Source organism: Balneola sp. (genome assembly GCA_002694685.1).
Taxonomy (GTDB): Bacteria; Bacteroidota; Rhodothermia; order Balneolales; family Balneolaceae; genus Gracilimonas.
Genome location: NZMW01000002.1, coordinates 240258 through 259039, shown reverse-complemented (window position 1 = coordinate 259039; position 18782 = coordinate 240258). Strand labels below are relative to the sequence as shown.

Here is an 18782-nt window from a genome sequence, read left to right as displayed (position 1 = left end):
AGCTGACCCTACGCTCTTGGTCATTCTGTAAAAAGAATTGAACAAGCTCTCGCTCGCACAAACAATCTGATCTATACTTCATTCATGTCTAAGAACAAATGTCACAAGTATTTTTCGTTTTTGTGACAGAAACCAAAGATAAGATTAATTTTACTTAGATGTCAACTTTATCTTAATAAATCTTCAACTTTTTTTGACATCTTTTCGGGTATAGTCCTTTGGCAAATCTATACCCGAAAGAAAAAGCCTTTAAATACATTTAAAGGCTTTTTAAAATATACTGGTACCTAAATTATTTTTTTTCTTCAGCAGAATCTTCTGTTGCTTCTTCATCAGCAACTACGTTATCAGCTTCATTAGCTGAATCTTCAACTACTTCTGTATCTTCTGCTTTTGCAGGCTCTTCTTTCTTCTCTTTAGTAGATTTCTCGTCTACTGAAGTTGTAGGAGTGTTACTCTTTCCTGCACGTCGAGTCTTTTTCTTGCCGTCAGAAGCTGAAGAGCTTCCTTCTGGCTTAATGTCGTTATAATCTACTAACTCTACGATTGCGATCTCAGCGCCATCACCTTTTCTATAGCCGGCCTTGATAACACGAGTATAACCACCTGGGCGATCCTTACTCTTTGGACCTACTTCAGTAAACAGCTGCGTTACTGCTTCTTTATTCTGCAAAGAAGAGAATACTTGCCTTCGATTATGATGAGTGTCTTCTTTAGCTCTGGTAATTAAAGGCTCAACAAAACCACGAAGTTCTTTAGCCTTAGCAAGGGTTGTAGTAATTCTGTGCTCTCTTATTAAAGCCATTGCAAGAGATTGCATGGTGACTTTACGATGAGCAGCTGTCCTGCTTAATTTTCTACCTTTTATTCCGTGACGCATGATTTAAATTCCTTTATACTTAGTCCAAATATTTTGATACGTCCATCCCAAACTCAAGATTCTTCTCTTCGATAACCTCAACTAATTCACTTAGCGATTTCTTACCGAAGTTTCTGAATTTAAGAAGGTCTTGCTCATCGCGAGATACTAACTCTCCAATAGAATTAATGTTCGCTGACTTAAGACAGTTATAAGCACGAACGCTAAGATTGAGATCTTCAATACTTGTTCTCAACAGATTAGCAACTCGCTGCTTCTCAGCATCAACTTCTTCTTCTTCTTGTGTGAATGGCTCTTCGATTTCTTCAGTGATGAATTTCTCGATATGCTCTTTAAGAATTTTACCAGCAATGGTAAGAGCTTCTTTTGCATTAACGGATCCATCAGTTTCAATATCCATTACCAGCTTTTCGTAATCAGTACGCTGACCAACACGAACGTTTTCTACATTATACTTTACTGACTTAATAGGTGTGAAAATAGCATCGATAGGAATTAGATTTACATCTTCCTCTTCTACCGACATCTCTTCAGCGGGAACGTAGCCTCGCCCACGACCTACTTTAAGTTCAATTTCCAACTCAGCATCATCAGCAAGGTTGGCTATTACCAAGTCCGGATTCAGTACATCGTACTCAGCAGTAGCATCATCAATATCCTTCGCAGTTAATTCACCTTGTCCACTTTTAGAAATGTGAATTACACCAGAACTTTGCTCTACTTGCTTGAATCGAACTTCCTTAAAGTTAAGGATGATTTCATAGACATCTTCCTTCACTCCTTTAATACTTGAGTATTCGTGATCAACACCATTAATTTTAACGGCGTTGATAGCAATACCCGGAAGTGAAGAGAGCAGAACTCGTCGGAAAGAATTTCCTATTGTTACACCAAAACCTCTTTCAAGCGGTTGAAGAACAAACGTACCAAAATTGTCGCTGTCTTCAACAACGTTAAGAGTTTCAGGCATCTGAATGCTGTAATTGCTCATAATAAGATCTTAAACTTTTATAATTACTTAGAATAAAGCTCAACAATAAGCTGAACGTTTATATTTTCAGGTATCTCTTCCATAGTAGGAACATAAAGCATCTTACCTGATCTTGACTTCGGATCTGTTTCAACCCATTTGTATTTGTTTCTTGATGATCCGTCTAAAGCATCTTCTATAACAAGAAGGTTTCTCGATTTAGGACGAATTGAAACAACATCACCAGGACTCATTTCAAAGGAAGGAATATTAACTACTCCTCCATTAACAACAATATGCTTGTGTGTTACAAGCTGACGAGCCTGACGTCGGGTTCTTGCAAAACCCATTCTAAAAACAGTATTGTCTAAACGACTTTCTAATGCCTGAAGTAAATTCTCACCTGCAACGCCATCTTTGGCTGAAGCTGATTTAAACAAATTACGGAACTGCTTTTCGAGCAACCCATAAGTGTATTTTGCCTTTTGTTTTTCTTCAAGCTGAATAGCATACTCAGATTTACGATTAAATCTTGAGCGGCCGTGCTCACCAGGTCCGTAGGGCTTACGCTCTAAGGCTTTACTTGGTCCAAAGATTGGCTCTTTGAATCGTCTGGCTTTTTTCTGTTTTGGTCCTCTATATCTTGCCATTATACAATCTTCTTACAATTAAACTCTTCTTCGTTTCGGTGGTCGGCATCCGTTGTGTGGTAGCGGAGTACGGTCTTTAATGGAAGTAACTTCCAAACCTGAACTAGCCATTCCACGAACCGCTGCTTCACGTCCTGAACCAGGACCTTTTACAAATACTTCTACTTTTCTCAAGCCCATTTCGTGAGCTGTTTTGGCAGCAGTCTCGGCACTCAATTGCGCGGCATAAGGAGTATTCTTACGTGAACCCTTAAACCCTTCTTTACCGGCAGATGACCAAGAAACAACGTTCCCATCAGCGTCGGTTATTGTTACAATCACATTATTGAATGTAGCTTTAACAAAAGCCATCCCATTGGGATCACTTAGTTGTTTTTTCTTTTTACGCTTTGCAGCTAAAGATGCTTTTGGTTTTTTATTAGCCATGGGTTATCTCAATTTCTGTATTATTTAACGGCCTTCTTCTTACCGGCAACCGTTTTCTTTCTACCTTTACGTGTACGTGCGTTGGTTTGAGTACGCTGGCCTCTTACTGGAAGACCACGTCGGTGACGAACACCTCGGTAGCTACCAATCTCGATCAAGCGACGAATGTCACCATTCACTTCACTTCGAAGCGCACCTTCAACTTTATATTCTTCGTCGATAAGAGTACGTAGCTTACTTACTTCTTCATCTGTCCAATCCTGAACTTTGGTATCTTTATCGATATCCAAACCTTCAAGTATCTCAGCTGCTTTAGAGCGGCCAATTCCATAAATGTAAGTAAGGCTGATTATGCCTCTTTTTTGTTTTGGTAAATCTATTCCAGCAATACGTGCCATATAAGTACTCGGTTATTCGATTAGCCCTGACGCTGCTTATGGCGAGGGTTTTTCTTGTTAATCACGTAAAGTCTTCCTTTACGTCGTACAATTTTGTCGTCTGAACTTCTTTTCTTTACTGATGATCGCGTTTTCATGACAACCTCTTTATTTATATCTGTAAGTTATTCTTCCTTTAGATAAATCATAGGGCGACATTTCTACTGCCACTCTATCTCCCGGGAGAATTTTAATGTAATACATACGCATTTTACCTGATACGTGAGCCAATATCTCATGCCCATTATCTAATTCCACACGAAACTGTGCGTTAGGTAGTGCTTCTATTATTTCTCCATCTTGTTTTATCGGCTCTTGTTTAGCCATAATACAATATGTTGTTTTGATTTTTTTCCGAGAGCTCAGCAATATAATCAAAAGTGCTGAGAATTTCAGCCTTTCCTTCACGAATTACAATATCGTGTTCGAAGTGAGCGGCTAAACTCTCGTCGGCTGTAACTACTGTCCAGCCATCGTTCAATGTTTTTGTTTTCCAAGAACCCATTGTAATCATAGGTTCAACTGCGAGAGTCATTCCTGATCGGAGTCTCTCACCTTTTCCTTTTCTTCCAAAGTTGGGTACTGAGGGATCTTCATGCATTGCTTTTCCAATCCCATGGCCAACTAATTCTCTAACTACTCCGTAGCCTTCATCTTCACAGTGTGTTTGAATGGCATTCGCCAAGTCTCCCATTCTGTTACCATGAACGGCTTTTTCAATCCCTTTATAAAGAGATTCTAAAGTAGTTCTCAATAATTTCAAAGCTTCCTCATCACATTCACCAACTGCAAATGTGTAGGCATGATCACCGAAGTATCCATTCTTTTCAACTCCGCAATCAACAGAAACAATATCGCCTTCTTCTAATTTTCTTTTACCCGGGATTCCATGTACCACCTCTTCATTTACTGAAATACAAAGTGTGGCTGGGAATTGATTCCCTTTAGGACCATAACCTTTAAATGCAGGTCGTCCCTTTTCTTTAGCAATATATTCTTCTGCAATTCTGTCGAGCTTTCCTGTTTCAACACCTGGCTCAATATGTTTCCCAACTTCAGCCAGAGTCCTTGAGACAATAAGCGCACTTTCGCGCATTTTCTCAATTTCAGATTCGCTCTTCAGGTATATCATTTACGCTCTTCGACGTCCTTTAATTCTACCTGTTTTCATAAAGCCATCATAATGACGCATCATTAAGTGACTTTCAATCTGCTGGAGTGTATCTAATGCTACACCCACAATAATTAACAAACTTGTTCCTCCATAAAAGAGGGCAAAACCAGGAGTAATCCCGAACAGTCCTACTGCAATTGCAGGAAGGATAGCTACAAAGGATAAAAACAAAGAACCTGGTAGTGTAATCTTGGTCAAAATATTGTCAATGAACTCAACGGTTTGTTTCCCTGGACGTACGCCTGGAATAAAACCACCTTGTCGTTTCATAGTATCGGCCATTTCTTTTGGATTGATGGCGATAGCTGTATAGAAAAATGTAAAGAACACACACACGAAAAAGAATACAATCGAATAAGTGAGTCCTGTAAAGTCAACTGACCACTGCGTCAAAAACTGAACGGTTTGGTTATCCGGAAAGAAAGACCCAATGGTACTTGGTATAAACATGATAGACTGTGCGAAAATAATCGGCATTACACCTGCAGCGTTAACACGTAAAGGAAGATACTGAGTGGTACCGCCGTATACTTTACGTCCAACAACTCTTTTAGCGTATTGCACAGGAATTTTACGAGTTCCTTGTGTCAGCATTACAACAGCTGCAATCACAAGTATTAATGCAGCAACTTCAATAATTACTAAAATCGCGTTTGCGCTGGTAGTTACTTCGTTATAGAAACTAGCAGGCAGTGCAGCGATAATACCAATCATGATTATCAAAGAGATACCGTTACCAATACCTCGCTCACTAATTCTCTCTCCCAGCCACATTACAAAAACAGTACCAGCAGTTAGAACTACCATCGCTGTAATCACAAAAAAGAATTCATTTACAACAATAGCCTGGGGTGCAGTAGCCATCAGGTTTATAGAAAATCCGATCGCCTGAACCAAAGTAATACCTACAGTACCATATCGTGTTAAACGGGTGATTTTGCGCCTTCCTTCTTCCCCTTCACGTTGAAGCTTCTGAAAATAAGGTACCACAGCACCCATTAGCTGTATAATAATTGCAGCAGTAATGTACGGCATAATCCCCAGGGCAAATACACCAGCCCTCGAGAATGCTCCTCCCACAAATAAATCGAAAAGGCCCAGCAAACTACTGGCTGCATTTCCGGAATTATTGATAAGCTGGTTAGCATCAACACCTGGAAGTGTGATGTAACTACCTACCCGATAAACCATTAAGATTCCAACCGTATATAGAATACGATTCTTAAGATCTTCGATTTTGAAAATATTGCGGAAGTTTTCTATCAGACTCATTCGCCGTCTATACTATTAGTTTTGCACTAAAGTTAATGATCCACCAGCTTTTTCTACCTTCTCTGTAGCAGACTTGCTTGCGGCGTGCACTTCGATTTCAATTTTTTGTTCTAAATCACCACGTCCAAGAAGTTTTACAGATTCGCCTTCGCTAGCCAATCCTGCATTTATAATATCTTCCAGGGATATTTTGGTGTTCAATTTTCCGGCTTCAATAAACTCGCTTACAGTATGCACGTTAATTACACGGTGCTCTTTGCGGTTTATATTTGTGAAACCGAACTTAGGTACACGGCGTTGTAGTGGCATCTGACCACCTTCAAACCAAGCTCTTCTTTTAAAACCAGAACGTGAACGCTGTCCATTGTGTCCACGACCAGATTGTTCTCCGCGTCCTGAACCTTGACCACGACCAACACGCTTAGTGCCTTTCTGATTTGGTACCGGTGCTTTTAAATTACTTAAGTCCATCATCAATTCCTTTAGATATTATCCTTCAAATACTTTGTTGAGAGAAATACCTCTTCTCTGTGCAACTTCAACTGGATCAGTCAATTCTTTCAGTGCTGTAAAAGCTGCCTTAACCATGTTGTGTGGGTTTGAAGAACCCTGTGATTTAGACAGAATGTTGTGTACACCAGCTACGTCAAGAAGTGATTTAACGGCACCACCTGCGATTACACCCGTACCTTCAGCTGCCGGACGTAATAAAACTTTTCCAGCACCAGCTTTACCAACAATAGGATGGTAAATACTTTTAGTCTTTGTTAAAGGTACGCGGATTAGGTTTTTCTTGGCGTTATCAAATCCCTTTTGGATAGCATCAGAAACTTCGTTTGCTTTTCCAAGGCCATGCCCACAAACTCCGTTGCCGTCGCCAACTACTACAATAGCATTAAAGCTAAAACGACGTCCACCTTTTACAACTTTGGCAACACGATTTACGTGAACCAACTTCTCTTCAAGGTTTAGGTTTGCAGCAGGTATAGATTGTTTTCTTCTTATTTTAGGCATTGTTTATCCCAATTCAATTAAAAGTCTAATCCACCATCGCGGGCGCCATCAGCGGCGGCCTTTACGATGCCGTGATATTTGTAACCACTTCGGTCAAATACCACTTTATTAATTCCTTTGTCCTGAGCTAATTTGGCAATATCACTGCCAGCTTCTTTAGCATTTTCCACACCTGTATCAGCTTTTGATGCTGCAAGAGTGGTTCCTGCCATATCATCAACCAATTGTAGGTATGTGTACTTATTACTTTTGAAGATGCTAAGTCTTGGACGCTCGGCTGTACCTTTAATGGTAGACCGGATACGACGCTTGATCTTGTTTCTTCGCTCAGTTTTTTTCTGTTGTCTTTTATCCATTATTCAAATCCTCTATTTAGCAGCTGACTTACCGGCTTTACGACGAACTTGTTCGCCCAGATATCTGATACCTTTACCTTTATAAGGCTCTGGTTTTCTGAATGATCTGATTTTAGCTGAAACTTGGCCCACCATTTCTTTATCAACACCAGAAATGACAAGGATCGGATTTTTACCAGATTTGGTATCCACTTCCATGTCAACACCTTCAGGTGGTACAAAGAATATTGGGTGAGAATAACCCAGGTTAAGTTCTAACACATCACCGTTCATGGATGCGCGAAAACCAACGCCAATGATTTCTAATTTTTTTGTATAGCCTTCCGAAACACCTACTACAGCATTGTTAACTAGAGCTCTGAATAAACCGTGAAGAGCTCGGTGCTCTTTCTGATCTGTTGCTCTTTTAATGAGCAATTCATTCTCGCTTTTTTCAATACTGATATCAGGGTGAATACGGAGCGTATTGGTTCCTTTATCGCCTTTGAAAGTTGCAATGTTATCAGCGTTAATACTGAACTCAACTTTCTCAGAAATAGGTACCGGTAAATTTCCAATTCGTGACATAGTTCTAAAAACTGTTTATTAATAAATGGTGCACAAAATCTCGCCGCCTACATTCAGCTTGCGAGCTTCTTTATCGGTCATTACACCTTTTGATGTTGAAAGAATTACAATGCCCAAGCCGTTTTGAGAACGTGGAACATTATCTCCACCTTCATAAACTCTTAAACCGGGCTTTGAAAGTCGTTTCATGCTACGGATGACAGGGTGGCCATATGAATCATATTTCAGAAACAAACGGATCATTCCTTGTCTGCCGTCTTCAATGTCAATGTATTTTGAGATATATCCTTTGTCTGCCAGGATTTTGGTCATGGCTCGCTTCAATTTAGAAGCGGGAATATCTACTCTGCGATGCCCGGCTTGTTGGGCATTCCTAATTCGTGTTAAATAATCTGCAATAGGATCAGTCATCGATTCCTTAGTTAAATTTACCAGCTTGCTTTTCGAACGCCAGGAATCTTACCAGCTAAGGCAAGTTCACGAAATTTGATTCGTGATATTCCATATTTGCCAACATAACCACGGCTTCTTCCCGTGATACTGCATCTATTGCGAACCCTGGTAGGGCTAGCATCGCGAGGCAGTTTTTGAAGGCCTTCATAGTCGCCAGCTTCTTTGAGCTTACGACGTTTTTCAGCGTATTTTGCTACAGTTTCTTTTCTTTTTTTGTTACGTGCTATCCAAGCTTTCTTAGCCATAATACAATATCTCTTAGTTTCTCGTTACAAATGGCATTCCAAAATGCTTAAGCAGTGCATAAGCTTCTTCATCAGTCTCGGCGGAAGTTACAAATGTAACATCCATTCCGTGTACTTTTGAAACCTTATCGGTATCTATTTCCGGAAAGATTGTATGCTCTTTAATGCCGAGGGTATAATTACCCCGACCGTCGAAGCTTTTATCCGGTACTCCCTGGAAGTCACGAGTTCTTGGCAAGGCCAAGTTTACAAGTCTATCCAGAAATTCGAACATGATTCGCTGACGAAGGGTTACTTTACAGCCAATTGGCATTCCTTCACGAAGTTTAAAGTTCGAAATAGATTTTTTCGCTTTGGTAGTAACTGGTTGTTGACCAGTTATTGCAGCTACGTTGTCTACAACCGTATCCAAAATCTTTTTGTCGGTTATAGCGTCACCTACGCCTACGTTAATTACGATTTTTTGAAGTTTGGGTATGGCCATTGGGTTTTCATACTCAAACTCTTCGCGCATTTTATCGCGAATTTCATCTTTGTACTGTGTATATAATCTTGCTTCAGCCATTGCTATCTAATCTGCTTTATTTATCCAACATTTCGCCACTTGTCTTGGCATAGCGAACCCAACGGCCATTGCCGTCTTCTTCAATTCGCTTACGACCAACACGGGTAGGCTCGTCAGTAGAAGGATCAATAACCATCACATTAGAAATGTGAACAGCTCCTTCTCTTTTCAGACGTCCACCTTGTGGGTTGTCTTGGGTTGGCTTTTCATGATGGGTTTGCATATTAATTCCCTCAACGAGTACTCGCTCCTTTTTTGGGAAAACCATCAATACACGGCCTCTTTTTCCTTTATCGTTACCGGCAATTACTAAAACTTCGTCGCCTTTCTTAACGTGTAATTTCTTCTGTTTATTGAACCTGCGTGGCATACTCTAATTCCTTTTTTAAAGTACTTCCGGTGCTAGCGACACGATTCTCATGAAGCTTTTTTCACGAAGTTCTCTAGCCACTGGGCCAAAGATACGTGTACCTACCGGTTCTTGATCTTTGTTAATTATAACCGCAGCATTTTCATCAAAACGGATGTAACTGCCATCCTTTCTGCGGAATTCTTTTTTCGTTCTAACAATAACGGCTTTTACTACTTCGCCTTTTTTGACGTTTCCACCAGGTATTGCTGTCTTGACAGATGCGGAAATTAAATCGCCTACTCGTGCATATCGTCGTCTGGAATCTCCCAGAACTTTAATACACATCAGCTTTCTAGCGCCGCTGTTATCTGCTACATTTAATGTCGTTGAAGTTTGAACCATCGCTAATTCCTAATTCTCTTTCGTTACTTAGCTTTTTCGACGATTTCTACCAATCGCCATGATTTACGCTTTGATAGTGGTCGGGTAGACATAATATGCACCTTGTCACCGATGTTTGCTTCGTTATTCTCATCGTGTGCCATGTACTTAGTAGTCTTAGTAATATACTTTCCATAAATGGAATGCTTTACCTGACGATCTACTGCGACCGTTATGCTTTTGTCCATACGGTTACTAACCACATGTCCAACTCGTTCTCGTCTTCGGGCTCTTTCTGTTTGTGCCATAGTTTAAATCCTTTGCTTATTCAGCACTACTTTTTTCATTAATAACGGTTTCCAATCTGGCAACCTCTCTTCTGTGATTTTTAAGTCGTGCCGGATTTTCAAGTTGTCCGGTTACTGACTTAGAAAAACGAAGATTTTGTAGTACATCACGCTCATCTTTCAAGCGAGCTTGTAATTCAGTAATTGTCAAGTCTCTTAATTCGTGTGCCTTCATCTTATCCTCCCTGATAGTCTCTTCGAACTACGAACTTAGTTTTAATAGGTAGTTTGTGCGAAGCACGTCGAAGAGCTTCTTTTGCACTTTCCTCATCAACACCGCCGATTTCAAATAGAATTCGGCCGGGTTTTACAACAGCTACCCAGTGATCCAAAGCACCCTTACCTTTACCCATACGGGTTTCAGCTGGTTTGCTAGTCATTGGTCTGTCAGGAAAAATTCGAATGAAGGTCTGACCATCTCGTTGCAACGATCGTGCAATTGCGATACGGCAAGCTTCAATTTGGCGTGAAGTTATGAACTTCGGCTCAAGTGCTTTTAGTCCAAAATCACCAAAGTTAATAATGTGGCCACGTTGCGCATTGCCTTTCAGCTTATCGCGATGTACACGGCGTCTCTGAACTCGTTTTGGTTCTAACATCGTTTCTTATTAACTGTTTTTATTAAGATCTGTTTCTGTTTCTGCTGCGACGACGACTTCTTCTACCTTTGTCATCTCTGCCTTTTCCTCGGCCAGAGTCAGAGTCTTGTCGAGTCTGAGTACCTGGAGTCAAATCAACATCGCCAATAATTTCGCCTTTGAAAATCCATACTGTTACTCCAATTGAACCATAAATGGTGTTTGAAGTAGAAGCTGCATAATCAATATCTGCACGAATTGTATGTAGTGGAACTTGCCCTTCTTTGTATTGTTCAGTTCGGGCCATTTCAGCACCACCAAGTCGTCCGGCACAGCGGACTTTAATACCTTTAGCGCCCATTCTCATAGCAGATGCGATGGCAGTCTTCATTGCTCTACGGAATGAAACACGTGCCTGTAGCTGCTGTGCAATATTTTGAGCTACCAAACTTGCATCCAATTCTGGACGTTTAATTTCACTTACGTTAATCTGAACTTCTTTGCTGGTGATCTTCTTAAGCTCTTCGCGAAGCAATTCAATTTGCTCACCGCCTTTCCCAATAATAACACCGGGTCGGCTTGTTCTGAGCGTAAGCAAAATTCGCTTTGGGGTACGTTCAATAATAACGTTTGAAAGACCGCCGTTGCGAAGTCTTGTATGCAAATATTCACGAAGCTTTTCGTCTTCTATGATGAGTGCCGGTTGATTTTCTTCCGAAAACCAGTTGGAATCCCATCCTCGAATAATGCCTAATCTAAAACCAGTCGGATTTGTTTTTTGTCCCAAGGTATTGTTCGTTTATTCGTTTACACTTTCTTGATCACGCGGAGCCACTTTAACAGTAATGTGGCATGAACGTTTGTTAATACGATGAGCTCTACCCATCGGTGCTGGCTGAATTCTTTTCAGCGTTACGCCTTCATCAACATAAATCTCCTTAATAATAAGGTCTTCATTGTCGAAGCGCTCTTCCTGAAATTTATCTCTTAAATTCGCAGCTGCAGACTTAATTACTTTGATAACATCTTCTGCAGATGCTTTTCTAGTAAATTCTAGTCTCTTAATCGCTTTTTCTACTGTTTCACCACGAACGGCATCAGCAACAAGGCGTACCTTGCGAGGTGCTCTCCTCAAATGCTTTTGTATTGCTCGTGCTTCAAATACTGGAGTATCCATCTCTTAAATCCGATTAAATTATTTAGCTGCTTTCTTCAATGGGTGGCCACGGAATGTACGTGTAGGTGCAAATTCACCTAACTTATGGCCTACCATATTTTCAGTTATAAACACAGGGATAAATTGCTTTCCGTTGTGTACTGCAAGGGTTAATCCCATAAAATCAGGAGTAACCATAGAACTACGTGACCAAGTTTTGATCACTTTCTTGCTTCCACTTTCATTAGCTTCATCAATCTTACGCTGAAGCTTGTAGTAAACAAAAGGCCCTTTTTTCAGTGAGCGTGGCATACGTTATAATTATTTTTTCTTAGTTTTTCTTCTTCTTACGATGTACTTGGAAGACAATTTGTTACGATTCCTTGTCTTCTTACCCTTAGCGGATTGTCCCCAAGGTGAACGCGGATGTCCACCAGAAGCTTTTCCTTCACCACCACCCATTGGGTGATCAACAGGGTTCATTGCAACACCACGAGTTTGTGGTCTTCTACCTTTCCATCGGCTTCTACCTGCTTTGGCAATAGTCGTGTTCATGTGGTCAGGGTTACTTGTCTGCCCAACGGTTGCGTAGCAAGAACCTAAGATTAAGCGAACTTCACCAGATGGAAGTTTAATGCTTACATACTTTTCTTGCTTACCAAGCAACTGAGCACCAGTCCCTGCACTTCTGCAAAGAGTACCGCCTTGGCCAGGCTTCAATTCAATATTATGAATGAAAGTACCTGGAGGCATTTTCATCATCGGGAGTGCATTTCCTAAATCAGGAGCAGCTTTTTCTCCAGAGACAATGGTGTCTCCAACTTTCAATTTATTTGGTGCAAGGATGTATCGTCGTTCACCATCAGCATAAGCTACAAGTGCGATTCGTGCAGATCGGTTGGGATCGTACTCGATGGTTTGCACTGTTGCCGGCACATCAAATTTGTTACGCTTAAAATCGATAATACGATATCGGCGCTTGTGCCCTCCGCCTCTGTGGCGAGAAGTGATACGTCCATGTCTGTTACGTCCACCAGTATTATGTTTTCCAGCCAATAAAGCTTTTAAAGGCTTATCAGTTGTAATTTCATCGAATACAGGAGCAATCCTGTGTCGAGTTCCTGGTGTAATTGGTTTTAATTTCTTAGTAGGCATTATTCTCTAATCCTTAAATTTCAGCAAAGAAATCAATTTCGCCTTCTTTGACCGTTACAATGGCTTTTTTCCAGACCTTAGTTCGGCCTCCTTGGTAACCACTTCTTGTATATCTGCCTTTTGGTTTAGAAGGCATGATTAAAGTGTTTACTTTTGCCACTTTTACTCCTGGATAAGTTGCTTCTACAGCTTCTTTAATCTCAGGCTTTGAAGCGTTCTTCACTACTTCAAACGTATATTTTCCTTCTTCCTGAAGACGGCTTAATTTTTCAGTAATTACTGGTTTTATAATAACACTCATGCTGCGGCCTCTTCAGTTTTTCCTTCAATACTATTTTCAAGAGCTGTTAGCGCACTTTCCTGAATTACAAGCACATCTGCATTCATAATGTCATATGTGTTAGGCTTATAGCCTTCTAAAACTTTAACTCCAGGAATGTTGCGGGCAGACTTATAAATAATCATGTCTGTTTCGCCAGTCAGGATCAATGCTTTCTTACCGGAAACCTCAAGAGCAGATAACATATCAGCTACTTGCGAAGTTTTAGGCTCATCGTAAGAGAAATCTTGTACTATTACGATAGCTTCGTTTCCTGCTTTCAAAGTAAGTGCAGATTTGCGAGCAAGCTGACGAGTTTTCTTATTCATCTTGAAACTGTAATCGCGTGGTTTCGGTCCAAAAACCGTCCCCCCTTTTCTCAATAAAGGAGATTTAATATCACCACGTCGAGCATTACCAGTTCCTTTCTGGCGGTACATTTTCTTTGTACTACCAGTTACTTCACTACGCTCTTTAGTTTTAGCTGTACCCTGACGCTTGTTAGCCATGTGCCGACGAACATCTTCATAAAGAACAGTCTCGTTAGGCTCGATGGCAAAAATAGCATCGCTGAGTTCAGCTTTCTTACTGCTTTTCTTTCCGTCTATTTTATATATATCTAATTTCATGACTAGTTGTTAACAGACGCTTTGTTATGAATTTCTACGTATCCGCCTTTTGCTCCGGGAACAGATCCGGTAACCAAAACAACATTTGAGTCTTCCAGAATTTTAGCAATGCTAAGATTCTTAATCTTAACTCGCTCGTTTCCAGACTGACCAGCCATTCGCATTCCTTTGAATACTCTGGATGGGTCAGAAGCATTACCAATAGCACCAGGTGCTCTTAAACGGTTATGCTGACCGTGAGTAGCATCGCCAACTCCAGAAAAGTTATGTCGTTTTACAACACCTGTAAAACCTTTTCCTTTGGATATTGCCACTACGTCTACGGTGTCGCCAACACTAAATACATCACTAATGTTTAGCTCATCACCGACATCAAGTCCTTCAGGAATAAAATCTCTAAACTCTACTACTTGATGTTTTGGTGAAACACCTGATTTAGCGAAGTGTCCTTTTACGGCTTTACTTACATTCTTTGGTTTACGATCAAAAGCAGCTAACTGTACAGCACTATAGCCGTCTGTTTCTTCTGTTTTGATCTGGGTAATAGCACAAGGTTCAATTTCAATAACAGTAACCGGAATATTCCGACCAATGTTATCAAACACGCTTGTCATACCAACTTTTTTTCCTATCAAACCACTCATCGTGTTCGGGTCCTTTAAACTTTAATTTCTACATCAACGCCGGAAGGTAATTCCAGCTTCATCAACGCATCTACAGTTTGTGATCCGGTTGAAAGAATATCGATGAGGCGCTTATGAGAACGATACTCAAATTGCTCACGTGATTTCTTATCAACAAAAACGGATTTATTCACCGTAATGATGCTTTTACGAGTGGGCAGCGGGATTGGTCCCGATACTACCGCACCAGTAGATTTCACAGTCTGAATTATCTTTTCAGCTGATTTATCGATCAAATTATGATCGTATGACTTCAATTTGATTCTGATTTTCTGTTGTGTTGCCACGATCAGATCCTTAGTCTAAGATTTTAGTTACCACTCCGGCACCGACGGTACGGCCACCTTCGCGTATCGCAAAGCGTAATCCCTCTTCCATAGCCACTGGCTGGATAAGTTCTACACTTAGTTTCACATTGTCTCCCGGCATTACCATCTCAACGCCGTCAGGAAGCTGACAAGCTCCCGTCACATCGGTGGTTCGGAAGTAAAACTGTGGGCGGTAGCCTTTGAAGAATGGCGTGTGTCGTCCACCTTCATCCTTGCTCAATACATACACCTCACACTCAAACTGTTTGTGAGGAGTGATTGAACCTGGCTTACAAAGTACCATTCCACGCTGCAGTTGCTCCTTGTTAATACCTCGAAGCAGAATACCTGCGTTGTCACCGGCTTGTCCCTGGTCGAGCATACGACGGAACATCTCAATACCGGTTACCACGGTTTTCATCGGATCTTCTACGATCCCTACAATTTCAATTTCATCATTGAGCTTCAGCACGCCACGCTCGATACGTCCGGTGGCTACCGTTCCTCGTCCGGTGATAGAGAATACATCCTCTACCGGCATCAGGAATGGTTTGTCTACGTCACGCTCAGGCGTTGGAATCGTCTCATCCACCGCTTTCATCAGATCGATAATAGCTTGCTCGTGCTCGTCTTCGCCATTCAGCGCGCCAAGAGCAGAACCCTGGATTACAGGAATATCATCGCCATCAAATTCATAGGAAGACAACAGCTCACGAACTTCCAGCTCTACAAGCTCAAGAAGTTCTTCATCGTCTACCAGGTCTACCTTGTTCATAAACACTACAATCTCAGGTACACCTACCTGGCGGGCAAGCAAGATGTGCTCACGGGTTTGTGGCATCGGGCCATCCGTGGCTGCTACTACTAATATAGCGCCATCCATCTGAGCCGCTCCGGTCACCATGTTCTTCACATAATCAGCGTGACCCGGGCAATCCACGTGGGCGTAGTGACGCGCGTCCGTCTCATATTCTACGTGAGCCGTTGCAATGGTAATACCACGCTCGCGCTCTTCCGGTGCATTGTCAATATCTGCAAACTGTTTGGCCACACCACCATACGTCTTCGCCATTACGGTCGTAATGGCCGCCGTCAAGGTCGTCTTCCCGTGATCTACGTGTCCAATCGTGCCCACGTTCACATGGGGCTTATTCCGTTGAAAGGTCTCTTTTGCCATGATTACTTAATTTTATCTTAGTGTTTAATTTCTTTTATGTTTGACTTTCGATGATTTCCTGAGCAATTGCCTCTGGAACTTCAGTGTAGTCATGGAATTCCATCGAATATACTGCACGACCCTGAGTCGCTGATCTTAAGTCAGTTGAATAACCGAACATTTCTGAAAGTGGTACATGAGCTTTAACAACTGAACCTTCATTATTCGAGTCCATACTCTGCATAATTCCACGACGACTATTCAAGTCACCGATTACATCACCCATGTACTCTTCCGGGGTAATGATTTCTACTTTCATTACAGGCTCAAGAATTTTTGGCTTAGCTTTACGAGCTGAATTTCTGAAGCCAAGCTTGGCACATAACTCAAAACTTAATTGATCAGAATCAACATCATGGTAGGAACCGTCATAAAGACGAACACCGATGTTTTCTACTGAGTAGTTAGCCTGAATACCACCGCTGAGTGCTTGCTGGAATCCTTTCATTACTGAAGGAATAAATTCACGAGGAATATTACCACCTACAATTTCATTAATGAAAATAAATCCTTCTTCACGAGTAATTCGATCTTCATTACCATCGTAATCCTCAAAATCTTCAATTGGACCTACTTCAAAAGAGATATCGGCAAACTTACCACGTCCACCAGTCTGTTTCTTGTAGATCTCACGGTGATCAACTTTCTTAGAAATTGTTTCACGGTAAGATACCTGAGGAGCACCTACGTTCGCTTCAACTTTAAATTCACGACGTAATCTGTCAACAATGATCTCAAGGTGAAGTTCACCCATTCCAGCAATAGTTGTCTGACCGGTTTCATGATCAGTTTTAACCTGGAACGTTGGATCTTCTTCAGCTAATTTTTGAAGTCCTGTAGAAAGCTTTTCACTATCTGCCTTTGTCTTAGGCTCAACAGCCAATTTAATTACAGGCTCAGGGAAAGTGATTTGCTCTAAGATTACCGGGTGATCAGGATCACAAAGTGTATCACCTGTATGCACCTCTTTAATACCAATTACGGCTGCAATATCGCCGGCTTGGATATAATCTAAATCTTTTTTGTCGTTGGCATGCATCTCAAGCAGTCTACCAACACGCTCTTTATTACCAGTTGATGAATTAAAGGTATAAGAACCTTTTTCAAGTCGACCAGAGTACACTCTCACAAATGTTAACCTACCTACATAAGGATCGGTCATAATTTTGAAAGCAAGAGCTGAGAAAGGCGCATTTACATCTGGAGCCTTTTTAATCTCTTCTTCAGTTTCAGGATCAATACCTTTTACTGGAGGAATATCAAGCGGGTTAGGCATGAAGTCCAATACTTTATCAAGCAGTACCTGAATTCCTTTATTCTTAAGTGCTGTACCACACATTACCGGTGTGATATCTCTTGAAATAGTAGCCTCACGAAGCGCGTCAACAATCTCTTCTTCAGAAATCTCCTCTTCCATGAGGTATTTCTCCATAAGCGCATCATTCTGATCTGAAACAGCTTCGAGTAACAACATTCTGTACTCAGCAACTTTCTCTTTCAGGTCTTCAGGAATGTCAACTACTTCATAAGTAGCACCTAATGACTCATCATCCCAAACAATAGCTTCCATTTTGATAAGATCGACAACACCTTTAAAGTGCTCTTCCTTACCGATTGGAATTTGGATTGGTACTGGATGAGCATTCAATTTCTCATCGAGTTCCTTAACTACATTGTAAAAGTCAGAACCAGTACGGTCCATCTTATTTACAAAAGCCATGCAAGGCACGTTGTATTTATTAGCCTGACGCCATACCGTTTCAGACTGAGGCTGAACAGCTCCAACTGAGTCAAGCACAAAAACCGCACCATCCAATACACGCAAAGAACGCTCTACCTCTACAGTAAAGTCAACGTGACCAGGAGTATCAATAATGTTAATTCGGTGATCTTTCCAGATACAGTGAGTAGCAGCAGAAGTAATAGTAATACCACGCTCCTGCTCTTGCTCCATCCAGTCCATCGTTGCCGCACCGTCATGAACTTCACCCATTCGGTGACTTCTACCGGTATAAAATAGAATTCGCTCGGTCACGGTTGTTTTTCCAGCATCGATATGCGCCATGATACCGATGTTCCGCGTACGGCGAATCTTATCTAAAATTTTTGGGTCAGTTGCTGCTTTTGTATCAGACATAATACTTATTAATCAATAATCTCTTTTAGAATCTAAAGTGAGCAAATGCTTTGTTAGCGTCTGCCATACGGTGCGTTTCGTCTTTCTTACGAACTGCCCCGCCTTCATTGTTTGATGCGTCCATCAATTCACGCGATAGGCGAATCGACATCGACTTATCATTTCTGGAACGAGCTGCACGGATAATCCATCGCATCCCAAGAGCTGTTCCTCTTTCCTGGCGAACTTCAATAGGCACCTGATATGTTGCTCCACCAACACGGCGAGATTTAACCTCTACAACCGGTGTGGAATTCTGTAGTGCATTTCGGAATACATCGATTCCTGTTTCGCCAGTCTTNTCTTCAATAACTTCAAAAGCCTGATATACAATCTTGCGAGCAACATTCTTTTTACCGTCTCGCATCAGGTTATTTACGAAACGAGTTACGAGCTTATCCTCAAAAATTGGATCCGCTTGTACATCTCGTTTTTCTGCTGTTTTTCTACGCATGCTCGATTAATCTTAAATT

The 18782-nt window shown here is 41.2% G+C and carries 32 protein-coding genes; all 32 read right to left on the bottom strand.

Annotation, left to right across the window (positions count from 1 at the left end):
- Nucleotides 1–292: 292 nt before the first annotated feature.
- The 32 genes from CL667_05065 to CL667_04910 are packed head-to-tail and all read right to left on the bottom strand — an operon-like array spanning nucleotide 293 to nucleotide 18763.
- Entirely contained in the window at nucleotides 293–880 is a 588-nt protein-coding gene (locus CL667_05065) for a 50S ribosomal protein L17 (protein MAL17064.1), read from the bottom strand.
- A gap of 19 nt (nucleotides 881–899) precedes the next feature.
- Entirely contained in the window at nucleotides 900–1871 is a 972-nt protein-coding gene (locus CL667_05060; protein ID MAL17063.1) for a DNA-directed RNA polymerase subunit alpha, read from the bottom strand.
- A 23-nt stretch (nucleotides 1872–1894) separates the two neighbouring features.
- On the bottom strand, nucleotides 1895–2500 hold the full coding sequence (locus CL667_05055) for a 30S ribosomal protein S4 (GenBank protein MAL17062.1): 606 nt from the start codon (nucleotides 2498–2500) through the stop codon (nucleotides 1895–1897).
- An 18-nt stretch (nucleotides 2501–2518) separates the two neighbouring features.
- On the bottom strand, nucleotides 2519–2926 hold the full coding sequence (locus CL667_05050) for a 30S ribosomal protein S11 (protein MAL17061.1): 408 nt from the start codon (nucleotides 2924–2926) through the stop codon (nucleotides 2519–2521).
- 20 nt (nucleotides 2927–2946) lie between these two features.
- Entirely contained in the window at nucleotides 2947–3324 is a 378-nt protein-coding gene (locus CL667_05045) for a 30S ribosomal protein S13 (GenBank protein ID MAL17060.1), read from the bottom strand.
- Nucleotides 3325–3344: 20 nt separating this feature from the next.
- Nucleotides 3345–3461 (bottom strand): 50S ribosomal protein L36, encoded by a 117-nt coding sequence (locus tag CL667_05040; GenBank protein MAL17059.1) that lies wholly within the window; start codon nucleotides 3459–3461, stop codon nucleotides 3345–3347.
- Between the two features lie 10 nt (nucleotides 3462–3471).
- The gene (locus CL667_05035) at nucleotides 3472–3690 is read right to left on the bottom strand and encodes a translation initiation factor IF-1 (GenBank protein ID MAL17058.1); all 219 of its coding nucleotides are present in this window, start codon (nucleotides 3688–3690) and stop codon (nucleotides 3472–3474) included.
- On the bottom strand, nucleotides 3683–4495 hold the full coding sequence (map, locus tag CL667_05030; protein MAL17057.1) for a type I methionyl aminopeptidase: 813 nt from the start codon (nucleotides 4493–4495) through the stop codon (nucleotides 3683–3685). Before map ends, CL667_05035 begins: the two co-directional genes overlap by 8 nt.
- A complete protein-coding gene (locus CL667_05025; protein ID MAL17056.1) occupies nucleotides 4496–5809 on the bottom strand; it encodes a preprotein translocase subunit SecY in 1314 nt (437 codons plus the stop codon). It lies immediately after the preceding gene.
- Nucleotides 5810–5824: 15 nt separating this feature from the next.
- Nucleotides 5825–6280: a 50S ribosomal protein L15 gene (locus tag CL667_05020; protein MAL17055.1), complete on the bottom strand. Its 456-nt coding sequence runs from the start codon at nucleotides 6278–6280 to the stop codon at nucleotides 5825–5827.
- Nucleotides 6281–6298: 18 nt separating this feature from the next.
- The gene (locus CL667_05015) at nucleotides 6299–6823 is read right to left on the bottom strand and encodes a 30S ribosomal protein S5 (GenBank protein MAL17054.1); all 525 of its coding nucleotides are present in this window, start codon (nucleotides 6821–6823) and stop codon (nucleotides 6299–6301) included.
- Nucleotides 6824–6840: 17 nt separating this feature from the next.
- Entirely contained in the window at nucleotides 6841–7179 is a 339-nt protein-coding gene (locus CL667_05010; GenBank protein ID MAL17053.1) for a 50S ribosomal protein L18, read from the bottom strand.
- A gap of 12 nt (nucleotides 7180–7191) precedes the next feature.
- The gene (locus CL667_05005; protein ID MAL17052.1) at nucleotides 7192–7746 is read right to left on the bottom strand and encodes a 50S ribosomal protein L6; all 555 of its coding nucleotides are present in this window, start codon (nucleotides 7744–7746) and stop codon (nucleotides 7192–7194) included.
- Between the two features lie 18 nt (nucleotides 7747–7764).
- The gene (locus tag CL667_05000) at nucleotides 7765–8157 is read right to left on the bottom strand and encodes a 30S ribosomal protein S8 (protein MAL17051.1); all 393 of its coding nucleotides are present in this window, start codon (nucleotides 8155–8157) and stop codon (nucleotides 7765–7767) included.
- Nucleotides 8158–8174: 17 nt separating this feature from the next.
- Nucleotides 8175–8444: a 30S ribosomal protein S14 gene (locus tag CL667_04995; GenBank protein ID MAL17050.1), complete on the bottom strand. Its 270-nt coding sequence runs from the start codon at nucleotides 8442–8444 to the stop codon at nucleotides 8175–8177.
- 13 nt (nucleotides 8445–8457) lie between these two features.
- Nucleotides 8458–9009 (bottom strand): 50S ribosomal protein L5, encoded by a 552-nt coding sequence (locus tag CL667_04990; GenBank protein MAL17049.1) that lies wholly within the window; start codon nucleotides 9007–9009, stop codon nucleotides 8458–8460.
- Between the two features lie 16 nt (nucleotides 9010–9025).
- Entirely contained in the window at nucleotides 9026–9379 is a 354-nt protein-coding gene (locus CL667_04985) for a 50S ribosomal protein L24 (protein MAL17048.1), read from the bottom strand.
- A gap of 15 nt (nucleotides 9380–9394) precedes the next feature.
- Nucleotides 9395–9763: a 50S ribosomal protein L14 gene (locus CL667_04980; GenBank protein MAL17047.1), complete on the bottom strand. Its 369-nt coding sequence runs from the start codon at nucleotides 9761–9763 to the stop codon at nucleotides 9395–9397.
- A 23-nt stretch (nucleotides 9764–9786) separates the two neighbouring features.
- A complete protein-coding gene (locus tag CL667_04975; protein ID MAL17046.1) occupies nucleotides 9787–10050 on the bottom strand; it encodes a 30S ribosomal protein S17 in 264 nt (87 codons plus the stop codon).
- A gap of 16 nt (nucleotides 10051–10066) precedes the next feature.
- A complete protein-coding gene (locus CL667_04970; GenBank protein MAL17045.1) occupies nucleotides 10067–10264 on the bottom strand; it encodes a 50S ribosomal protein L29 in 198 nt (65 codons plus the stop codon).
- Nucleotide 10265: 1 nt separating this feature from the next.
- The gene (locus CL667_04965) at nucleotides 10266–10688 is read right to left on the bottom strand and encodes a 50S ribosomal protein L16 (GenBank protein ID MAL17044.1); all 423 of its coding nucleotides are present in this window, start codon (nucleotides 10686–10688) and stop codon (nucleotides 10266–10268) included.
- 22 nt (nucleotides 10689–10710) lie between these two features.
- Nucleotides 10711–11454 (bottom strand): 30S ribosomal protein S3, encoded by a 744-nt coding sequence (locus tag CL667_04960; protein ID MAL17043.1) that lies wholly within the window; start codon nucleotides 11452–11454, stop codon nucleotides 10711–10713.
- Nucleotides 11455–11466: 12 nt separating this feature from the next.
- A complete protein-coding gene (locus CL667_04955; GenBank protein ID MAL17042.1) occupies nucleotides 11467–11844 on the bottom strand; it encodes a 50S ribosomal protein L22 in 378 nt (125 codons plus the stop codon).
- An 18-nt stretch (nucleotides 11845–11862) separates the two neighbouring features.
- Complete coding sequence (locus tag CL667_04950; protein MAL17041.1) at nucleotides 11863–12135, bottom strand: 30S ribosomal protein S19; 273 nt, start codon at nucleotides 12133–12135, stop codon at nucleotides 11863–11865.
- Between the two features lie 9 nt (nucleotides 12136–12144).
- Nucleotides 12145–12978, bottom strand: coding sequence for a 50S ribosomal protein L2 (locus CL667_04945; protein MAL17040.1), 834 nt, complete (start codon nucleotides 12976–12978; stop codon nucleotides 12145–12147).
- Between the two features lie 13 nt (nucleotides 12979–12991).
- Nucleotides 12992–13279, bottom strand: a complete 288-nt coding sequence (locus CL667_04940) for a 50S ribosomal protein L23 (GenBank protein MAL17039.1) — start codon at nucleotides 13277–13279, stop codon at nucleotides 12992–12994.
- Nucleotides 13276–13926, bottom strand: coding sequence for a 50S ribosomal protein L4 (locus CL667_04935; protein MAL17038.1), 651 nt, complete (start codon nucleotides 13924–13926; stop codon nucleotides 13276–13278). The genes CL667_04940 and CL667_04935 overlap by 4 nt, the downstream gene beginning before the upstream one ends.
- Nucleotides 13927–13928: 2 nt before the next feature.
- A complete protein-coding gene (locus tag CL667_04930) occupies nucleotides 13929–14570 on the bottom strand; it encodes a 50S ribosomal protein L3 (protein ID MAL17037.1) in 642 nt (213 codons plus the stop codon).
- A 14-nt stretch (nucleotides 14571–14584) separates the two neighbouring features.
- Nucleotides 14585–14896 (bottom strand): 30S ribosomal protein S10, encoded by a 312-nt coding sequence (locus tag CL667_04925; protein MAL17036.1) that lies wholly within the window; start codon nucleotides 14894–14896, stop codon nucleotides 14585–14587.
- Between the two features lie 10 nt (nucleotides 14897–14906).
- A complete protein-coding gene (tuf, locus tag CL667_04920) occupies nucleotides 14907–16094 on the bottom strand; it encodes an elongation factor Tu (protein MAL17035.1) in 1188 nt (395 codons plus the stop codon).
- A gap of 34 nt (nucleotides 16095–16128) precedes the next feature.
- Entirely contained in the window at nucleotides 16129–18270 is a 2142-nt protein-coding gene (gene fusA / locus CL667_04915) for an elongation factor G (GenBank protein ID MAL17034.1), read from the bottom strand.
- Between the two features lie 25 nt (nucleotides 18271–18295).
- Nucleotides 18296–18763, bottom strand: a complete 468-nt coding sequence (locus CL667_04910; GenBank protein MAL17033.1) for a 30S ribosomal protein S7 — start codon at nucleotides 18761–18763, stop codon at nucleotides 18296–18298.
- Nucleotides 18764–18782 lie beyond the last annotated feature (19 nt).

What these genes read in the sequence shown, in the direction of transcription:
- CL667_05065 (MAL17064.1), bottom strand. Translation starts at nt 880, where the DNA reads ATGCGTCACGGAATAAAAGGTAGAAAATTAAGCAGGACAGCTGCTCAT.
- CL667_05060 (MAL17063.1), bottom strand. Translation starts at nt 1,871, where the DNA reads ATGAGCAATTACAGCATTCAGATGCCTGAAACTCTTAACGTTGTTGAA.
- CL667_05055 (MAL17062.1), bottom strand. Translation starts at nt 2,500, where the DNA reads ATGGCAAGATATAGAGGACCAAAACAGAAAAAAGCCAGACGATTCAAA.
- CL667_05050 (MAL17061.1), bottom strand. Translation starts at nt 2,926, where the DNA reads ATGGCTAATAAAAAACCAAAAGCATCTTTAGCTGCAAAGCGTAAAAAG.
- CL667_05045 (MAL17060.1), bottom strand. Translation starts at nt 3,324, where the DNA reads ATGGCACGTATTGCTGGAATAGATTTACCAAAACAAAAAAGAGGCATA.
- CL667_05040 (MAL17059.1), bottom strand. Translation starts at nt 3,461, where the DNA reads ATGAAAACGCGATCATCAGTAAAGAAAAGAAGTTCAGACGACAAAATT.
- CL667_05035 (MAL17058.1), bottom strand. Translation starts at nt 3,690, where the DNA reads ATGGCTAAACAAGAGCCGATAAAACAAGATGGAGAAATAATAGAAGCA.
- map (MAL17057.1), bottom strand. Translation starts at nt 4,495, where the DNA reads ATGATATACCTGAAGAGCGAATCTGAAATTGAGAAAATGCGCGAAAGT.
- CL667_05025 (MAL17056.1), bottom strand. Translation starts at nt 5,809, where the DNA reads ATGAGTCTGATAGAAAACTTCCGCAATATTTTCAAAATCGAAGATCTT.
- CL667_05020 (MAL17055.1), bottom strand. Translation starts at nt 6,280, where the DNA reads ATGGACTTAAGTAATTTAAAAGCACCGGTACCAAATCAGAAAGGCACT.
- CL667_05015 (MAL17054.1), bottom strand. Translation starts at nt 6,823, where the DNA reads ATGCCTAAAATAAGAAGAAAACAATCTATACCTGCTGCAAACCTAAAC.
- CL667_05010 (MAL17053.1), bottom strand. Translation starts at nt 7,179, where the DNA reads ATGGATAAAAGACAACAGAAAAAAACTGAGCGAAGAAACAAGATCAAG.
- CL667_05005 (MAL17052.1), bottom strand. Translation starts at nt 7,746, where the DNA reads ATGTCACGAATTGGAAATTTACCGGTACCTATTTCTGAGAAAGTTGAG.
- CL667_05000 (MAL17051.1), bottom strand. Translation starts at nt 8,157, where the DNA reads ATGACTGATCCTATTGCAGATTATTTAACACGAATTAGGAATGCCCAA.
- CL667_04995 (MAL17050.1), bottom strand. Translation starts at nt 8,444, where the DNA reads ATGGCTAAGAAAGCTTGGATAGCACGTAACAAAAAAAGAAAAGAAACT.
- CL667_04990 (MAL17049.1), bottom strand. Translation starts at nt 9,009, where the DNA reads ATGGCTGAAGCAAGATTATATACACAGTACAAAGATGAAATTCGCGAT.
- CL667_04985 (MAL17048.1), bottom strand. Translation starts at nt 9,379, where the DNA reads ATGCCACGCAGGTTCAATAAACAGAAGAAATTACACGTTAAGAAAGGC.
- CL667_04980 (MAL17047.1), bottom strand. Translation starts at nt 9,763, where the DNA reads ATGGTTCAAACTTCAACGACATTAAATGTAGCAGATAACAGCGGCGCT.
- CL667_04975 (MAL17046.1), bottom strand. Translation starts at nt 10,050, where the DNA reads ATGGCACAAACAGAAAGAGCCCGAAGACGAGAACGAGTTGGACATGTG.
- CL667_04970 (MAL17045.1), bottom strand. Translation starts at nt 10,264, where the DNA reads ATGAAGGCACACGAATTAAGAGACTTGACAATTACTGAATTACAAGCT.
- CL667_04965 (MAL17044.1), bottom strand. Translation starts at nt 10,688, where the DNA reads ATGTTAGAACCAAAACGAGTTCAGAGACGCCGTGTACATCGCGATAAG.
- CL667_04955 (MAL17042.1), bottom strand. Translation starts at nt 11,844, where the DNA reads ATGGATACTCCAGTATTTGAAGCACGAGCAATACAAAAGCATTTGAGG.
- CL667_04950 (MAL17041.1), bottom strand. Translation starts at nt 12,135, where the DNA reads ATGCCACGCTCACTGAAAAAAGGGCCTTTTGTTTACTACAAGCTTCAG.
- CL667_04945 (MAL17040.1), bottom strand. Translation starts at nt 12,978, where the DNA reads ATGCCTACTAAGAAATTAAAACCAATTACACCAGGAACTCGACACAGG.
- CL667_04940 (MAL17039.1), bottom strand. Translation starts at nt 13,279, where the DNA reads ATGAGTGTTATTATAAAACCAGTAATTACTGAAAAATTAAGCCGTCTT.
- CL667_04935 (MAL17038.1), bottom strand. Translation starts at nt 13,926, where the DNA reads ATGAAATTAGATATATATAAAATAGACGGAAAGAAAAGCAGTAAGAAA.
- CL667_04930 (MAL17037.1), bottom strand. Translation starts at nt 14,570, where the DNA reads ATGAGTGGTTTGATAGGAAAAAAAGTTGGTATGACAAGCGTGTTTGAT.
- tuf (MAL17035.1), bottom strand. Translation starts at nt 16,094, where the DNA reads ATGGCAAAAGAGACCTTTCAACGGAATAAGCCCCATGTGAACGTGGGC.
- fusA (MAL17034.1), bottom strand. Translation starts at nt 18,270, where the DNA reads ATGTCTGATACAAAAGCAGCAACTGACCCAAAAATTTTAGATAAGATT.